General features: G+C 71.1%; 15 protein-coding genes and 1 other RNA gene. 12 read left to right on the top strand and 4 right to left on the bottom strand.

Going from position 1 to position 15627, the window contains the following annotated elements:
- The first annotated feature begins 65 nt into the window (after positions 1 to 65).
- The 5 genes from ftsE (at position 66) to ssrA (ending at position 4105) form a co-directional block, all read left to right on the top strand.
- The gene (ftsE, locus tag AB0E98_RS32115; protein WP_361709615.1) at positions 66 to 755 is read left to right on the top strand and encodes a cell division ATP-binding protein FtsE; all 690 of its coding nucleotides are present in this window, start codon (positions 66 to 68) and stop codon (positions 753 to 755) included.
- Positions 756 to 783: 28 nt separating this feature from the next.
- Positions 784 to 1698 (top strand): permease-like cell division protein FtsX, encoded by a 915-nt coding sequence (gene ftsX, locus AB0E98_RS32110; protein WP_361709612.1) that lies wholly within the window; start codon positions 784 to 786, stop codon positions 1696 to 1698.
- A 112-nt stretch (positions 1699 to 1810) separates the two neighbouring features.
- Positions 1811 to 3103 (top strand): S41 family peptidase, encoded by a 1293-nt coding sequence (locus AB0E98_RS32105; RefSeq protein WP_361709610.1) that lies wholly within the window; start codon positions 1811 to 1813, stop codon positions 3101 to 3103.
- Between the two features lie 18 nt (positions 3104 to 3121).
- Positions 3122 to 3637, top strand: a complete 516-nt coding sequence (gene smpB / locus AB0E98_RS32100; protein ID WP_361709607.1) for an SsrA-binding protein SmpB — start codon at positions 3122 to 3124, stop codon at positions 3635 to 3637.
- Positions 3638 to 3735: 98 nt separating this feature from the next.
- Positions 3736 to 4105, top strand: a transfer-messenger RNA (tmRNA) gene (ssrA, locus tag AB0E98_RS32095).
- Between the two features lie 103 nt (positions 4106 to 4208).
- Here ssrA and AB0E98_RS32090 read toward each other — a convergent pair.
- The gene (locus tag AB0E98_RS32090; protein ID WP_361709604.1) at positions 4209 to 4670 is read right to left on the bottom strand and encodes a GNAT family N-acetyltransferase; all 462 of its coding nucleotides are present in this window, start codon (positions 4668 to 4670) and stop codon (positions 4209 to 4211) included.
- A gap of 73 nt (positions 4671 to 4743) precedes the next feature.
- On the opposite strand from AB0E98_RS32090, the gene AB0E98_RS32085 reads away from it, so the two are divergent.
- From AB0E98_RS32085 to AB0E98_RS32075, 3 genes are all read left to right on the top strand, one after another.
- Positions 4744 to 5970 (top strand): hypothetical protein, encoded by a 1227-nt coding sequence (locus AB0E98_RS32085; protein ID WP_361709601.1) that lies wholly within the window; start codon positions 4744 to 4746, stop codon positions 5968 to 5970.
- Positions 5971 to 6215: 245 nt separating this feature from the next.
- A complete protein-coding gene (locus AB0E98_RS32080; RefSeq protein WP_361709598.1) occupies positions 6216 to 7193 on the top strand; it encodes a LysR family transcriptional regulator in 978 nt (325 codons plus the stop codon).
- Between the two features lie 63 nt (positions 7194 to 7256).
- Positions 7257 to 7850 carry an NAD(P)H-dependent oxidoreductase gene (locus AB0E98_RS32075; RefSeq protein ID WP_361709595.1) on the top strand — a complete coding sequence of 198 codons (594 nt, stop codon included), beginning with the start codon at positions 7257 to 7259 and terminating at the stop codon, positions 7848 to 7850.
- 10 nt (positions 7851 to 7860) lie between these two features.
- Here AB0E98_RS32075 and AB0E98_RS32070 read toward each other — a convergent pair whose 3' ends face one another.
- The 3 genes from AB0E98_RS32070 to AB0E98_RS32060 all read right to left on the bottom strand — a co-directional run bounded on the left by AB0E98_RS32070 (position 7861) and on the right by AB0E98_RS32060 (position 9879).
- Positions 7861 to 8049, bottom strand: coding sequence for a DUF397 domain-containing protein (locus tag AB0E98_RS32070; RefSeq protein ID WP_361709593.1), 189 nt, complete (start codon positions 8047 to 8049; stop codon positions 7861 to 7863).
- A 415-nt stretch (positions 8050 to 8464) separates the two neighbouring features.
- Positions 8465 to 8842 carry a hypothetical protein gene (locus AB0E98_RS32065; protein ID WP_361709590.1) on the bottom strand — a complete coding sequence of 126 codons (378 nt, stop codon included), beginning with the start codon at positions 8840 to 8842 and terminating at the stop codon, positions 8465 to 8467.
- A gap of 140 nt (positions 8843 to 8982) precedes the next feature.
- Positions 8983 to 9879 (bottom strand): helix-turn-helix transcriptional regulator, encoded by an 897-nt coding sequence (locus AB0E98_RS32060; RefSeq protein WP_361709587.1) that lies wholly within the window; start codon positions 9877 to 9879, stop codon positions 8983 to 8985.
- Positions 9880 to 10510: 631 nt separating this feature from the next.
- Here AB0E98_RS32060 and AB0E98_RS32055 point away from each other — a divergent pair.
- From AB0E98_RS32055 to AB0E98_RS32040, 4 genes are all read left to right on the top strand, one after another.
- The gene (locus AB0E98_RS32055) at positions 10511 to 11116 is read left to right on the top strand and encodes an ABATE domain-containing protein (protein WP_361709586.1); all 606 of its coding nucleotides are present in this window, start codon (positions 10511 to 10513) and stop codon (positions 11114 to 11116) included.
- Positions 11117 to 11243: 127 nt separating this feature from the next.
- A complete protein-coding gene (locus AB0E98_RS32050) occupies positions 11244 to 11765 on the top strand; it encodes a sigma-70 family RNA polymerase sigma factor (RefSeq protein ID WP_361709584.1) in 522 nt (173 codons plus the stop codon).
- Positions 11762 to 12562: a zf-HC2 domain-containing protein gene (locus AB0E98_RS32045; RefSeq protein ID WP_361709582.1), complete on the top strand. Its 801-nt coding sequence runs from the start codon at positions 11762 to 11764 to the stop codon at positions 12560 to 12562. Before AB0E98_RS32050 ends, AB0E98_RS32045 begins: the two co-directional genes overlap by 4 nt.
- Before the next feature lie 170 nt (positions 12563 to 12732).
- Positions 12733 to 15039 carry a UvrD-helicase domain-containing protein gene (locus AB0E98_RS32040; RefSeq protein WP_361709579.1) on the top strand — a complete coding sequence of 769 codons (2307 nt, stop codon included), beginning with the start codon at positions 12733 to 12735 and terminating at the stop codon, positions 15037 to 15039.
- Positions 15040 to 15627: the final 588 nt, after the last annotated feature.

The raw sequence follows: 15627 nt of genomic DNA, 5'->3' as shown, positions 1-15627 counted from the left end.
CACACCGACGGGAGCCGCGAACGCGGCGTTCCGTGCCGCCCTCCAGGCCGACACGTGGTGCACTCGTGATCCGATTCGACAACGTCTCCAAGTCCTACCCAAAGCAGAACCGTCCGGCTCTCCGGGACGTCTCGCTCGAGATCGAGAAGGGCGAGTTCGTCTTCCTGGTCGGTTCCTCCGGCTCCGGGAAGTCGACCTTCCTACGGCTGCTGCTGCGCGAGGAGCGGGCCACCCACGGTCAGGTGCATGTTCTGGGCAAGGACCTCGCCCGGCTCTCGAACTGGAAAGTGCCTCACATGCGCCGCCAGTTGGGCACGGTGTTCCAGGACTTCCGGCTGCTGCCCACCAAGACCGTCGCGGAGAACGTCGCCTTCGCCCTGGAGGTCATCGGGAAGCCCCGGGGCGAGATCCGCAAGGCCGTGCCCCAGGTCCTGGAGCTGGTGGGGCTCGGCGGCAAGGAGCAGCGGATGCCCGGCGAGCTCTCCGGCGGCGAGCAGCAGCGTGTCGCGATCGCCCGCGCGTTCGTCAACCGGCCGCGGCTGCTGATCGCCGACGAGCCCACCGGAAACCTGGACCCGCAGACCTCCGTCGGCATCATGAAGCTGCTGGACCGGATCAACCGGACCGGCACCACGGTCATCATGGCCACCCACGACCAGCAGATCGTGGACCAGATGCGCAAGCGCGTCATCGAACTCGAACAGGGCCGTCTCGTGCGCGACCAGTCGCGCGGCGTCTACGGCTACCAGCACTGAAACCGCCCGAGGGCACTGAAAGGACGCCATGCGCGCCCAGTTCGTCATGTCGGAGATCGGCGTCGGTCTCCGCCGCAATCTCACGATGACCTTCGCGGTGATCGTCTCCGTCGCGCTGTCGCTCGCCCTGTTCGGCGGTTCCCTGCTCATGCGTGAGCAGGTCGGCACGATGAAGGGTTACTGGTACGACAAGGTCAACGTCTCGATCTACCTCTGCAACAAGAACGACGCCCAGAGCCAGGGCGGCGCCTGTGCCAAGGGTGCGGTCACCGAGGACCAGAAGAAGGAGATCAAGGCCGACCTGGAGAAGATGCCGGTCGTCCAGTCGGTCCGGTTCGAGACGGCCGACGAGGCGTTCAAGCACTACAAGGAGCAGTTCGGCAATTCCCCGATCGTGCCCTTCCTCACCCCCGACCAGATGCAGGAGGCCTTCCGCGTCAAGCTGAAGGACCCCGCCAAGTACCGGGTGGTCTCCAGCGCCTTCTCCCAGCGGCCCGGCGTCCAGGAGGTGGAGGACCAGCGCAAGACCCTGGAGCCCCTGCTCAACCTGCTCAACGGCATGAACCTCGCGGCCCTGGGCGTGATGGCGCTGATGCTGGTGGTCGCCCTGATGCTGATCATCAATACGGTCCGGGTCTCGGCCTTCAGCCGGCGCCGGGAGACCGGGATCATGCGGCTGGTCGGCGCGTCCAGCTTCTACATCCAGACGCCCTTCATCATGGAGGCCGCCTTCGCAGGGCTGCTCGGCGCCGGACTGGCCTGTGTCCTGCTGGTCTGCGTCCAGTACTTCCTGGTCAACAACTGGCTGGCGCACCAGATCGACGTGATCCAGTTCATCGGCTGGGACGCCGTCTTCGCCAAGATGCCCCTGGTGATCGCCATCGGGCTGCTGATGCCCGCGCTGGCCGCGTTCGTCGCCCTGCGGAAGTACCTGAAGGTGTAGGGCGCCCGAAGGGGCGGGAAGGTGCAGAAGCTGTAGAGAGGCGTGGAACAGTCAAGGGCGCCGTACGGTCAACTCCCCGTACGGCGCCCTTCGGTGTCCTAGACTCACGCGCATGCCCGGCCCGACGTTGTTCGTACCGCCGCGCCGCGCCAGGCGCGGGGCCGCGCTGACGTTGGTCTTCATGGGGGCGCTGGCGGCGGGCGCCGCGACCGCCGCGTGGGGGGTCGCCGACGGGCGGCAGGTCCGGCCCCCGGCGGGGGAGCACGGCGAGCGGCAGGTGCTCCACGGGGCCGTCGGCCGGAGTGCCGCGGGTCCCCGCGCCGCCGACCGGCACGCCGTCGACCGCCGCGCCGTGGAGGCCGCCGCCGAGCGGGCCGTGGAGGACGGCAAGTCCGGCTCGGAGGCCGCGGCCGAGCTGCTGAGCCGCAGCGGCGACGCCTGGAGCGCCGTCTACACCCCCCGGGAGTACGAAGGGTTCGCGCTCGCCCTCGACGGCGCGTACGTCGGCGTGGGCCTCACCGCCCGGCGGGTGGAGGGCGGCCGGATGGAGGTCGACGGGGTGCGCCCCGACGGCCCCGCCGAGCGGGCCGGCATCGCCCCCGGCGACCGGCTCCTGACCGTCGACGGCGCGGACGTCACCGGCCGTCCCGTGACGGAGGTCGTCTCCCTGCTGCGCGGCGACGGCCGCTCCCTCGGCTCGTGGCCCGTCTCCGCCTCCGGTACGACCGTCCGCCTGGGCATCCAGCGCGGCGCGGAGCGCTGGGAGCGGACGCTGCGCCGCGAGCGACTGCTCACCGAGAGCGTCGAGGTCGAGCGGCGCGACGACGGGCCGGCGGGCGCCCTCCCGGCCACGCTGATCAAGATCAGCTCCTTCACCCGGGGCACCGGCGAGCGGGTCCGGGAGGCGGTCCGGGAGGCCGCGCCCGGCGAGGGGATCCTGCTGGACCTGCGCGGGAACTCCGGCGGGCTGGTCACCGAGGCCGTCACGGCCGCCTCCGCGTTCCTCGACGGCGGGCTCGTCGCCACGTACGACGTGCGCGGCAGCCGGCACGCCCTGTGGGCCGAGCCGGGCGGGGACACCCGCCGCCCCCTCGTCGTCCTCGTCGACGGCGGCACCATGAGCGCCGCCGAGCTGCTGACCGGGGCGCTCCAGGACCGGGGGCGCACGGTCGTCGTCGGCTCCCGGACCTTCGGCAAGGGCTCGGTCCAGATGCCCAGCCGGCTCGCGGACGGCTCCGTCGCCGAGCTCACCGTCGGCCACTACCGCACCCCGGCGGGCCGGGCGGTCGACGGCACCGGGATCACCCCCGACCTGGCCGTGCGGGGACCGGCCGGGGACGGCGGGGAGGGGGACGCCGAGGCGCGGGGCCGGAGAGTATTGAGTGGCCTCGGAGGCGGGGCGTAGTGCGAGAATGACGGTGCTATGGCTAAAGACAAGGACAAGAAAGAGTCGGGCCGGAAGATCGTCGCGCAGAACAAGAAGGCGCGTCACGACTACCACCTCCTGACCACCTACGAGTGCGGCCTGGTGCTCACCGGCACCGAGGTCAAGTCGCTGCGCCAGGGTCGCTCCTCGCTGGTCGACGGCTTCGTCCAGATCGACGGCGGCGAGGCCTGGCTGCACAACGCCCACATCCCCGAGTACGCCCAGGGGACGTGGACCAACCACAGCGCGCGGCGCAAGCGGAAGCTGCTGATGCACCGCGCGGAGATCGACAAGCTGGCCTCCAAGGCGGACGAGACGGGCCACACGATCATCCCGCTGGTCCTGTACTTCAAGGACGGCCGGGCCAAGGTCGAGATCGCCCTGGCGAAGGGCAAGAAGGAGTACGACAAGCGGCAGACGCTCCGCGAGAAGCAGGACACCCGCGAGTCGAACCGCGCGATCGCGGCGGCGCGGCGCCGGCAGCGGACGTCGGCAGCGGCGGCCCGGGGCTAGCCTGCGGGAATACGCTGGCCCCGCCCGGCGTCGTTCCAGTACGATGGGCAATGCGGCACACCGGGTGGTACCGGGTGCGCACCTTGAAAAAACAACATGGGGATGATCGGTTTCGACAGCGGATGTCGAAGCAGGGGAAGCGTGTCGAGGAAGCGGCAATGATCTCGTAAACCATATGTCGCAACCAATAATCGCCAACACCAAGCGCGATTCCTTCGCCCTCGCTGCCTAAGTAGCGACTTGCGAAGTGTCAGCCCGGGGCTGTTCCCGACCCGGATCCTGGCATCAGCTAGGGGACTAAACCACTAGGCCCGGCCACGGGGCCTGGTGGGAAATCAAACAGTGGCTGAGCCCGTCGGAGACTTGTTCGCGTGATCTCCGGGGCCGAGAAAATCGCAGCGAACTGCACACGGAGAAGCCCTGATTCCGCACCGTTGGACGCGGGTTCGATTCCCGCCATCTCCACTCATCCCATGTAGGCGTACGGCCCGCGAGTCTGACTCGCGGGCCGTACGCTTTTCTGCTGCCGCGCGCTGCTGCCGCGCGGCAGCAGCGCCCTGGAAAGGCGCGGCTAGAACAACCGCGCCATGCCCACCGACACCGGGGCCACCTCGGTCCAGCCGAACTTCGCGTAGAGGTGGCGGGCGTCCCCGTCCGCTATCAGGGAGACATAGGCGCCCTCCGGCGCCCGGCGCTCCAGTTCGGCCGTCAGGGCCTCCATGATCCGCTTTCCCAGGCCCTGGCCCTGGTGCTCGGGCAGCACGCAGATGTCCACGATCTGGAGGTGGCAGCCGCCGTCCCCGACGATCCGGCCCATGCCCACCGGCTCGGGGTTCCCCTCCTCCCGGACCAGCACCCCGTACCAGGTGTTCGGGAGCCCGACGGCCGATCCTTCGACCGATTTCGCGCCGAGGCCCGTCGCGGCGCGCAGGGCGCGGTAGGTCTCCGTCGCCGGTACACCCGGGCCGAGTTCATAGCTACGGTTTGTAGTGGTGTTGCTCGCTTCGCTTGCTTTGTTTGCTTCGTCGCTCACGCGCGGAAGGGTAGCCGCCGTGCAACCGGGGGGCCGGACGAGCCCTCTTCCTGGGTGACATAGGGGGTGGCCGGTGAACTGGACACGAACTGCTGTCGCCGTGGTGGGCACGGGCACGCTGTGGCTGGGAGGGGCCGCCGCGGCCGTCGCGCAGGACGGGCCCCGGGGGACCCGGGGGGACCCCGGCGGGGTGCAGGTGCTGCTCAACGGGGCCTTCGACAACCGGCCCGGGGAACTGATCGACATCGACGTCCGGGGGCTGCGGGCCGCCTCCGGCGCCACCGTCACCTCGCCCGTCTTCGACCGCCGGGTACGGCTCGACCCCTACGACGACCCCGGCGCCGCGGGCCGGGGCGGCGGCTCGGGACTGCACGCGCGGCCCGCCGTCTCGGCGCGGGCCAGGCCCGGGACGTATCCGCTGCGCGTGCATGCCGGCGGGCGGGTCGTGGCCGAGGAACAGGTGGAGATCAGGGCCGCGCGACGGCCGGAGTTCCGGGTGGGCGTCAAGGACGACGTGCTGCGGCCCGGGGAGCAGCTGGGCGTCTCGTACGACGATCTCTACCCGGGGGAGACGGGCGATTCCTTCGCCATCGCCTCACCGCTGCTCCCCGCCGCGATCCCGCTGGTCCACGACCCGCGGGGCACCCACTGGAACAACCCCCGGATGTTCACGGCCCTGGTCTCCGTGCCGCCGGACGCCAAGGACGGCACGTACAAGGTGACGCTGACGGCGCCCGGCGGCCGGCGCGTCGACGCGAAGCCGCTCGTAGTCCGGGCCGCCCGTCCCGGCGACGGCGACTACGTGGGCAGGGCGCGCGGCCCCGCCTTCTTCTCCTTCGAGGGCCGCCCGGAGACCGCCCGCGCGTACGGCCACCGGGTCCCGGCGGGCGGCACGGTGAACGTCCTGTGGCGCGACGCCGCCCCCGACCCCGGCGAGGACGACCGGCTCACGGCGACCTCGCCCGCCTTCGAACGCCCGGTTCCGCTGCGGCGCGACGAAAGCAAGGCGAGCGACGGCGACGACCCCCGTTACTACGGCCCCGCCCGGGTCCGGGTGGGGCTGGAGCCGGGCCGCTACCCCGTGACCGTGATCAGCCACCACGGCCGGGTGAAGCGGACCGGAAACCTCCAGATCACCGGCGCGGCGGTCGGGGCCCTCGCGGCGAAGGCGGTCGGCGACGACGGCCCCGGCCCCGCGGTGATCGTCGCGGGGACGGGCGCGGGGCTCGCGGTGCTGGCCGCCGGGACGGGGGCCGTGGTGCTGCTGGTGCGCCGACGGGGGCGGGCGACGGCTCACTGAGCGCCCAGCCGTCACTGAGCGCCCAGGCCTCACCGAGCGCCCCGGCGTGCACGGCCCAGGGCGCGGCGGAGCCGGGTGCGGAGGGCGGGGCGTACGGGCCCGGCCGGCTCGGTCCAGGTCGGTTCGGTCCAGGTCGGGGGAGCGGCGAGGAAGCGGATCATGTCTCCACGGTCGCCGCAGGTGGGGGCCGGGGTCCAACACCTGATCGGTGGCCATTCACGCGCGTGTGTTGTTAACTGCCGTGCGTGCCCGAGCCGTACACCGCCTTCGATGCCGGACCCCGGTTGCTCCGCGCCTTCGTGACCGTGGCCGAGGAGCTCCATTTCACGCGCGCCGCCGCGCGGTTGTACCTCGCCCAGCAGGCGCTCAGCCGTGACATCCGGCGGCTGGAGCGCGAGGTGGGCGCCGAGTTGTTCTCCCGGACCACACGCGCGGTCGCGCTCACCGCCGAGGGGGAGCGGCTGCTGCCGTACGCACGCCGGGTCCTCGCCGCGTACGAGGAGTTCGCGGCGGCGTGCGCGGGGGAGAGCCGCCCCCTGCTCGTGGATGTCGGCGGTCCGGTCAGCACCGGCCGGCGGGTGCTGACGGAGGCCCGTCGGACGGCACCCCGGCTGGAACTGGTGGCCCGCTACCGCTCCGGCCTCACCGGGGCGGCCGAACGGATCCTCGCCGGCCGGCTCGACGTTTCCTTCGGCCGGATCGCCGGCCTCCCCGCGGACGTCCGGGCCGGGCTGGAGCACCTGCCCGTACGGCTGGAGCGGATGACCGTACTGCTGCCCGACGACCACCCTCTGGCGGCCCGGGACCGGGTACCGCTGGACGCGCTGCGGGGCGAGACGCTCTACGCCGGCGCGGGCAACCCCGACACGGCGGAGTGGACCGGCCTCGCGGAGCGGCTCTTCGCCGGCCGGGGCATCGCCGTCGCGGAGCCGTTCCCCGGGATCGAGGGCGAGGAGGAGTTCGTCCGCGTCATACGGAAACGGGGCTGGGCGGTGCTGGCGAGTGAGGAGTTCATCGAGGTGTCAGGGATGGTGCTGAGGCCCCTGGTCGACCCGGTGCCGCTGTCACCCGTGGCGATGGTGTGGCGGCGGGGACTTCGCCACCCCGGGCTGGACGCACTGCGCCACGCGGCGCGGGATCTCACGGGGGCGCGAGGGTGGCTGGAACGGCCCGTGGACGCATGGCTCCCGGAAGCCGACGCGGCCTTGATGAAGACGCCATGACGTCTTCATAAGGTCGTCATATGGCGTGGAATGAGGATGAGATGAGCGCTGTTGTAGCCGTTCATGACGGATGCTGATCAGAACGTTAAGCGCTCCTTTCTCTTCCTGCTGGGCAGCGGCCGCGAGGGCGGCAACACGGAGACGCTGGCGCGCCGGGCGGCAGCCCAACTGCCCTCCGGCGTACGGCAGACGTGGCTGCGGCTCAGCGACCATCCGCTGCCCCCGTTCGAGGACCTCCGGCACAGCGCCGACCGCACGTTCACCCCTCCCACCGGCAACGAGAAGCTCCTGCTCGACGCCACCCTCGACGCGACCGACCTGGTGATCGCCTCGCCGGTGTACTGGTACTCCGTCTCCGCCGGCACCAAGCTCTACCTGGACCACTGGGTCAACTGGCTGAGCATCCCCGAACTGCGCTTCCGCGACCGGATGCGGGGCTCGACGCTCTGGGCCGTCGCCGCCTCGAGCAGCGACGGCCGCACGGTCGCCGAACCGCTCCTCGGCTCGCTGCGCGCGTCCGCCGCGTACATGGGCATGCGGTGGGGCGGGGAACTGCTGGGCTCGGGAACCGAACCGGGAGCGGTGCTGGAGGACGCTGAGGCCGTGGCGGGGGCGAAGTCGCTCTTCTGGCCCGCCGCTCCGGGCCCCCGGCCGTGAACGCGGTGGCTCATGACGAGGTGGGTAACTCGGCGAGGAATTCCGTCCAGGCGATTCGTTCGAAGCTGAGTACAGGCCGGTCCGGCAAATTCGAATCGCGAACCTGTACTCCTTGATCGGTCAGGGCGACTTCTATGCAGTCCTCCGGGGCGCAGAAGCTGCTCCTACGCCAGTGTGGTCGAGGAGTTCGGTCACCCATGTGCGTCCCCTTCCCGCTCGGTTTCCCTCCAGAGTGGCAACCGGATGACGGTCAGGGAAGGGGGGCTCTGGTCGCGTACGCAATACAGAGGAAACTCGGTATTTACTTGCATATGCTGTGATCGGTCACCGCTTGTGCTGCATTAATGCGTCCGGTTACGTCCGGGCAGCTCATCCCCTAACCTGGGGACCTACCGAGCCCTCCGCCAGAGGAGACGTCATGGTGAGCACAGGCCCTGCCGCCCCGCCCCGAGGCGTGAGGTGGCTCGTGTGGGCGGTGTACGGCCTCGCTTCCGGTGTGACCGCCGCCGGTGCGGGGGCGCTGGCCGCCTCGGTCGCCGGCGGGTCGGTCCTGGTGCAGTTCCTGGTGGCAGCGGTCGTGGTGTTGGCGGCGGGATGGATCGCCCCGACCTTGCTCAGCCTGGTGCGTCGGTGGCTGTCTCGGCGGCGTCCGCTGTCCCGCCCTCCCATGGCTCCGGCACCACGCGCTGACTCCCGTCGCCGAGCCGCGCGGCCCGGCCGAGGGTGAGCGAACGGCGCCGAACGGCCCGTACGGCGACCGCCGAGGTGGCGAGTGAGCCGAAAGAACACAGTGCCACCTGTAGGAGCGCTGATGGATCGGGCAACAGGAGAAACACCACCGTCATCGGTACCGATACGACCATCAGCGGTGGCACGGTGAGCAGAAGCAGCAGGTGAAGCGTCCTGCGAGAGTCCGGAAGGACCTCCCGCAGGACGATCTTGACGGTGCCCCAGAAGTCGGCTGCGTGCTGCCTGGCGTTACGACTGGCCATTTTTCTGCCACTTGCGTGTGCGTCCCCGTGACGCGACGGCGGCAGGGCTGACTGTGCTCTTCACGAACCACTCCGATAGCAATGTCTCCGACCGGATACCCCGCTGTGCCGTACGGCTGCCGCCTGGGAACGGGTCTCCGCTACGTCGCCACGCCGACCTCCTCCAAGCGAGTTGTGTCCGCACGGTCGCTCAGTCCCTCGATCGCCCGGTCGATCAATGAGGGGAGATCCTCTGGTGGTGCCATCCGCTCCAGCTCCCAGAAGCGCTCCAGGTACGCGGCGGTGGCTTCCGGCGCGTCACTGAAGACGGATTCCCCCGCGTACTGCTCCTGATAGAGAATGTGGTCGATGTCCCCGTCGAACTCGAGCAGGACGAAGGGGCCTTGCAGGCCGGAGTGGGCGCCGGCACTGAACGGGACGACCTGGATGGTGATGCCGGGGCGGGCCGCCATTTCCTTGAGGCGGTTCAGCTGCCCGCGCATCACCCCCGGGCCGCCGATCCACCGGTGGATCACCGCCTCGTCGATGACGAAGAAGAATTCCGGCGGCCCCTCGCTCTCCAGTAGCTCCTGACGCTGCTGCCTGATCTCGATCATACGGTCGACCTGATCGGCTGAGAGGTCCGGAGTGAAGGCATGGCTCAATGCCCGCGCGTATTCTTCGGTCTGCAACAGACCTGGAATCAGTAGCGGTTGAAAGGCACGCACGATGGACGCGGAGATCTCGTACGAGAGCAGGTCCAGGTACGGCTTCGCGAGCAGCCCCCGATACTCCCGGTAGGGCATCTTCCGGCTGGCCCGGGCCAGCCCCAGGAAGTACTCCGCCTGCTCCTGATCCGTGATCCCGTATTCGCGGAGAAGCGCCCGGAGGTCATTGGTCGAGATGCCCACCTGACCGGACTCGATACGAATGAGCTTCGAGGGGCTCCAGTCCATGCGTTCCGCCACCTGGAGCTGGGTGAGCCGGGATTTGGCGCGTGCTTTCTTGAGCTCCGTGCGAAGTTGCTGCCGCTGTACCACGGCACCAGGAATAGCCACGATCATGTCCTTCCCGCACGCCAGGACATCCGGGGACGTCCCTATGTGCAAGCTAGCAGTTTGTGGGTTGCTCGCCGGCCCTCAGTCGCTTTGGCAGCCCACTTGAGGGATGGCGCTGACCAGGGCGGATGGCACATGGCATGGCTCATTGCCGTAAGTCGCTGTGCGTACTGCTAGGGGCCGGTCGGCGTAACGGTTGCTTCCTTTCGACGTTGTGCAGGTATGCCCGGGTGCACAGCTCCTCGTGCACATGTACGCATCTGATAAGGCCATCGGGCTAACGGCTGCCCAGCTCAGAGCCCTGCCAAGAAGCCGCGTAGGAGCGGGGGACGGCGCCCACCCGCGGCCGCGGGCGTAGGCGCGATCAAGCACGCTCCCACGAACGGGCCGTTCCGGATGGGCGTAGGCCGAGAGGCCGACCGTCCGGCGGAAACCCCCCGGCGATCCGAGCGAAAGTCCGTACCCGAGCAGCCCCACCCCATCCCCCATCCGGCGTGCCCCACTCGAACACCCGCCCCCTTCCGGGGCCGTTGGCGGAAACCCGTGATCCGCCCCTTCCCGCCGCCCGCCCCACCGGGCACCCTGTAACGGCGGGGAACCGGGGAACACCCATACGGAAAGGTGACGACGCATGGCACCGGCCGCGGCGGCCACGAATGGTCTGAGGTTCGACTGCGGGCGGCTCTGCCTGGACCTGCTGGCCACCGCCGAGCCACCGGACCGGCTCGACGGCCCCCGGCGCTTACAGGCATGGCTGCTCGGCACCGGCGTCGTCCCGCCGGGCACGCCGCTCCACGCCGTGGACGGCGCGTGGCTCGCGCGTTTCCAGGCCGCCCGGGAGCTGCTCGCGCGCGTCGTGCACGCCGAGCTCGACGGGGACGGCCGGGCCGCCGGGCCCGACCTGGAGCGGGTGAACGCCCTCGCCGCCACCGCGCCGCCCGCGCCCGCGGCCGCCCGGGGCGCCGACGGGCGGCTCGTCCGGCGCCTCGCCGAGGCCCCGGACTGCGGCGCCCTCCTCGGACAGGTCGCCCGCGACGCCGTCGACCTGCTCACCGACCCCGTCGCCCGCGGCCAGCTGCGCCGCTGCGAGGGCGAGAACTGCCCCCTGATCTATCTCGACACCTCCCGCGGCCGCCGCAGACGCTGGTGCTCCAGCGAGGTCTGCGGCAACCGCGAGCGCGTGGCCCGGCACCGCCGCCGCGCCGGCGAACCCATGGCGGCGGGGGACAAGGCCTGAGGCGCTGAACGGGATCCGGCCGCCGTCCGTACTCCTGGTCGAAGGGCCACGGCACGGCCATGACCCGGCGGCGACACCCCGGCCCGCGCTCTCGACCAAGGGGGAAGGCTTGCGCAAGGATGCCGTCGTGGCTGACAGGACCAGTCCCGACGAGGACCTGATGCGGTCGCTCTACGAGGAGCACGCGGGCCCCCTGCTGGCCTTCGTCCTCCGGCTCGTGGCGGGCGACCGCCAGCGGGCGGAGGACGTCGTCCAGGAGACACTGCTGCGCGCCTGGCGCAACGCCGACCGGCTGCGCGGCGCCACCGGCTCCGTACGGCCCTGGCTGATCACCGTCGCCCGGCGCATCGTCATCGACAACCACCGCAGCCGCCAGGCCCGGCCCCCCGAGGTCGACCCGGGGCCGCTGGAACTGCTGCCCGCCGCCGACGAGATCGACCGGGCCCTGCGCCTGATGACGATCTCCGACGCGCTGGGCGACCTTTCCCGAGCCCACAGAGAGGCCCTGATCGAGACCTACTTCAAAGGACGTACCGTGAGCGAGGCGGCGGAAGTGCTGGGAGTACCGGCCGGGACCGTACGGTCCCGGGTGTTCTACGCGCTGCGCTCCATGAGGCTCTCGCTCGAGGAACGAGGAGTGACGGCATGAACCGGCCGGCACCGCACCATGAGCACCCGCGGCGGGACGACGAGCACACCGCCGTCGGCGCCTACGCGCTCGGCGTGCTGGACGAGGCGGACACCGCCCGTTTTGAGGAGCACCTCGCCGACTGCCCCCGGTGCGCCACCGAACTGGAGACGCTCATGGGCCTCACCCCGCTCCTCGGCGAGCTCAAGGAGGCGACCCCCGGCCCGGCGGCCCTCGCACCCGAGCCCCGCCCCGAACTGCTGGACCGGCTGCTCGACGACGTCACCGTGACCCGTAGGACACAGCGGACCCGCCGGCTGTGGCTCGTCGCCGCCGCCGTCGCCCTGATCGTCGCCGGACCGCTGGCCGGCGCCGCCCTCACCGCACAGGACACCGGGCCCGGCCACACCGGCGTGAGCGCCGCCAAGGAGATGTACGACCAGGGCGAGAAGTACGACGGCGGCACCGACCCGGTCACCCAGGTGAACGCCACCGTGTCCCTCCAGGACAAGGCCTGGGGCACCCATGTCGCGCTGAAGCTCGGCAATGTCAAAGGCCCGCTGACCTGCGATCTCGTCGCCGTCGGCAAGAACGGCCAGGAGCAGGTGGCCACCACATGGGCGGTCCCGGAAGCCGGCTACGGCATCGACAAGGGCGACAAGAGCGGGGTTCCCGCCGGCTCCCCGGGCTACACGGCGGGGACGGCGGAGAAGGAGCCCCTCTACACCCACGGCGGTGTCGCGTTCAACGAGAAGGACATCGCCCGCTTCGAGATCCGCACCCTCGACGGCAAACACCTCGCCACGGTGACGCTGTGATGCCCCGCTGTGATCGACAGATGGGCGATCCGTCAACACCCGACACTCGTGGCAAACCCCTCATGTCCTGACAGGTGCGCTCAGTACCCCTGTTCGCGTACGGTTGACGGCTGCCCTAAGCACAGCAGAAGGGGGCCTGGGTGGCCGCGCAGAACGCCACACACGCGCACGTGGCGACAGAGACGGCGACGGAGTCCGAAGGGATCCGGGACCGTGAGATCGGTGCCGAACAGCACCATCTCGACCGGGTGTACCGACGCCTCGAGGAGAAGATCCACGAGGCGGAGTTCCTCATGGACGACGCGGCCAAACGCGGCCAGGTCGGCACCCCCGGAGCGCTCGCCGAGCGCGACGCCCAGGTGTTCCGCGCCGGCGTGCATCTCAACCGGCTGAACAACGAGTTCGAGGACTTCCTCTTCGGCCGGATCGACCTCCTCCTCGGCAAGGACGGCAAGAAGGGCCCCGACGGCGCCTATACCTCCGTCGACCCCGCCGACGACGCCGTACGCGACGACACCGCCGAGATCGCCGAGACCCTCCACATCGGCCGCATCGGCGTGCTCGACGCCGACTACTCCCCGCTCGTCATCGACTGGCGGGCCCCGGCCGCCGCGCCGTTCTACCGGTCCACCCCGGTGGCCCCCGGCAGGGTCGTACGCCGCCGGGTCATCCGCTCCAAGGGCCGCCGGGTCCTCGGCGTCGAGGACGACCTGCTCCGCCCGGAGCTGCGCGCCACCCTCGACGGGGACGCCCTGCCGGTGGTCGGCGACGGCGCCCTGATGGCCGCGCTCGGCCAGGCCCGCAGCCACACGATGCGCGACATCGTCTCCTCCATCCAGGCCGAGCAGGACCTGGTCATCCGGGCCCCCGCCGCCTCGGTCACCGAGGTCGAGGGCGGCCCCGGCACCGGCAAGACCGCCGTCGCCCTCCACCGAGCCGCCTACCTCCTCTACCAGGACCGCCGGCGCTACGCGGGCGGCATCCTCGTCGTCTCGCCGACCCCGCTGCTCGTCGCCTACACCGAGGGCGTGCTGCCCTCGCTCGGCGAGGAGGGCCAGGTCGCCATCCGCGCCGTCGGCAACCTCGTCGACGGCGCCGAGGCCGAGGTCTACGACGAGCCGGACGTCGCCCGGATCAAGGGCTCCTCCCGCATGGTCAAGGTGCTGCGCAAGGCGGTCCGGGGCGCCCTGGACGTCCCGCGCTCCAGCGCGCCCGTGCCCGAGCGGCTGCGCGTCGTCGCCTTCGGCGCCCGGATCGAGCTGGAGGCCGACGACCTGCGGCGCATCCGGAACGCGGCCCTCGGCGGCACCGCCCCCATCAACCTGCTGCGCCCCCGCGCCCGCCGGCTGATCCTCGACGCCCTGTGGTCCCGGTCCGGCGGCCCCCGCCGCTACACCGACCCCGAGCTCGCCGCCGAGGCCCGCTCGGCCTTCGACGAGGACATCACCACCGAGGACTCCTTCATCGGTTTCCTCGACGCCTGGTGGCCCGAGCTCACCCCCCGCCGGGTGCTGGCCTGCCTCGCCGACGAGAAGCGGCTGGGCCGCTGGTCCCGCCGGGACCTCAACCCCCGCGAGACCCGTCGGCTGGCCCGCTCGCTGCGCCGGCTGGACCCGGCCGGCAAGGGCCCGCTGTCGGTGCACGACGTGGCGCTGCTGGACGAGCTGGAGACGCTCCTCGGCGTTCCGGTCCGCCCCAAGCAGCCCCGCGAGGCCGACCCGCTCGACGCGCTCACCGGCCTTGAGGAGCTGATGCCGCAGCGCTTCGAGTCGCGTCGCGAGCGCGCCGAGCGGCTGGCGCAGGAGCGCCGTGACTACGCGCACGTCATCGTCGACGAGGCCCAGGACCTGACGCCCATGCAGTGGCGGATGGTGGGCCGCCGCGGCCGCCACGCCACCTGGACGATCGTCGGGGACGCGGCGCAGTCCTCCTGGTCCGACCCCGACGAGGCCGGCGCCGCCCGGGACGAGGCGCTGGGCGCCCGCCCCCGCCGCCGCTTCCGGCTCACGGTCAACTACCGCAACCCTGCGGAGATCGCCGAGCTGGCGTCGAAGGTGCTGGCGCTGGCCATGCCGGGGATGGAGTCCCCCTCGGCCGTGCGCTCCACCGGCATCGAGCCCCGCTTCGTGGTCGCCCGCGACGGCCTCGCCGCGACCGTGCGCGCGGAGGCCGAGCACCTGCTGGCGGACGTGGACGGCACGGTCGGCGTGGTCGTCCCCATGGGCCGCCGGGCCGAGGCCCGGGAGTGGCTGGCCGGACTGAGCGACCGCGTGGTGGTGCTGGGCAGCCTGGAGGCCAAGGGCCTGGAGTACGACGCGACGATCGTGGTCACCCCGGCCGGGATCGCCGACGAGTCACCGGCCGGTCTGCGGGTGCTCTACGTGGCGCTCACCCGGGCCACGCAGCGGCTGACGGTGGTCTCGGGCGAGCGGGACGACCCGGACGAGCACGGGGTGCCCGACCTGCTGCGCGACTGAGCGGGCGACGGGCGGAACGGGCCGGCCCAGGGCTTTCGCCGTGGGCCGGATGGCCGGACCGGTGCGGCCGAACGGCCTGTTCCGGCCGCCCGTACGGCCCGTTCTCCCGGTGGGACGATCCGCACGGAATCAGTTCCGTGGACTGTTTGTTAGCCTGGGTACGACACCGGCTCGATCCAAGCCCCCGGGCCCAACCTTCGTCGCTACGAGCGACCACTTGCCGCGAGGCGAGCATGGCGGGTCGGTGTCGCTCTTCGTGAACCGACGGGCGCCCTTCCTTATGCGGAAGGGCGCCCGTCGGTTTTTGTCTTCCCAAGATTCCAACAAGATTCCGGAAGCTTTCTTCCGGAATGAGGGCCTGGTTACCCCCTACTCGCCGGTAGGTGGGACGATCGAACGTCGCGTCCTCCATGGGACATGTCGCGTCTTCGTGACGCGAACCACGGTGAAGCGATCGAAACAAGCGCAGAACAGCGAAAGCAGGGGAAAGCGGCCATGGCAACGGCGCCCAGCGTCTCGTATTCGATGACGGTCCGGTTGGAGGTTCCCGTGTCGGGGACCGCGGTCAGTGAGCTGACCACGGCCGTG

It is taken from the genome of Streptomyces sp. NPDC037389, from assembly GCF_040636475.1.
In the GTDB taxonomy this organism is placed as follows: Bacteria; Actinomycetota; Actinomycetes; order Streptomycetales; family Streptomycetaceae; genus Streptomyces; species Streptomyces hesseae.
The sequence above is the reverse complement of the archived record's forward strand: the minus strand, read 5'-3'. Positions and strand labels throughout refer to the sequence as shown.

Coding starts and splice junctions, on each gene's coding strand:
- AB0E98_RS32105 (WP_361709610.1), top strand. CDS start 1,811: ATGCCCGGCCCGACGTTGTTCGTACCGCCGCGCCGCGCCAGGCGCGGG.
- AB0E98_RS32045 (WP_361709582.1), top strand. CDS start 11,762: ATGAACCGGCCGGCACCGCACCATGAGCACCCGCGGCGGGACGACGAG.
- smpB (WP_361709607.1), top strand. CDS start 3,122: ATGGCTAAAGACAAGGACAAGAAAGAGTCGGGCCGGAAGATCGTCGCG.
- AB0E98_RS32065 (WP_361709590.1), bottom strand. CDS start 8,842: ATGGCCAGTCGTAACGCCAGGCAGCACGCAGCCGACTTCTGGGGCACC.
- ftsX (WP_361709612.1), top strand. CDS start 784: ATGCGCGCCCAGTTCGTCATGTCGGAGATCGGCGTCGGTCTCCGCCGC.
- AB0E98_RS32055 (WP_361709586.1), top strand. CDS start 10,511: ATGGCACCGGCCGCGGCGGCCACGAATGGTCTGAGGTTCGACTGCGGG.
- AB0E98_RS32075 (WP_361709595.1), top strand. CDS start 7,257: ATGACGGATGCTGATCAGAACGTTAAGCGCTCCTTTCTCTTCCTGCTG.
- AB0E98_RS32070 (WP_361709593.1), bottom strand. CDS start 8,049: ATGGGTGACCGAACTCCTCGACCACACTGGCGTAGGAGCAGCTTCTGC.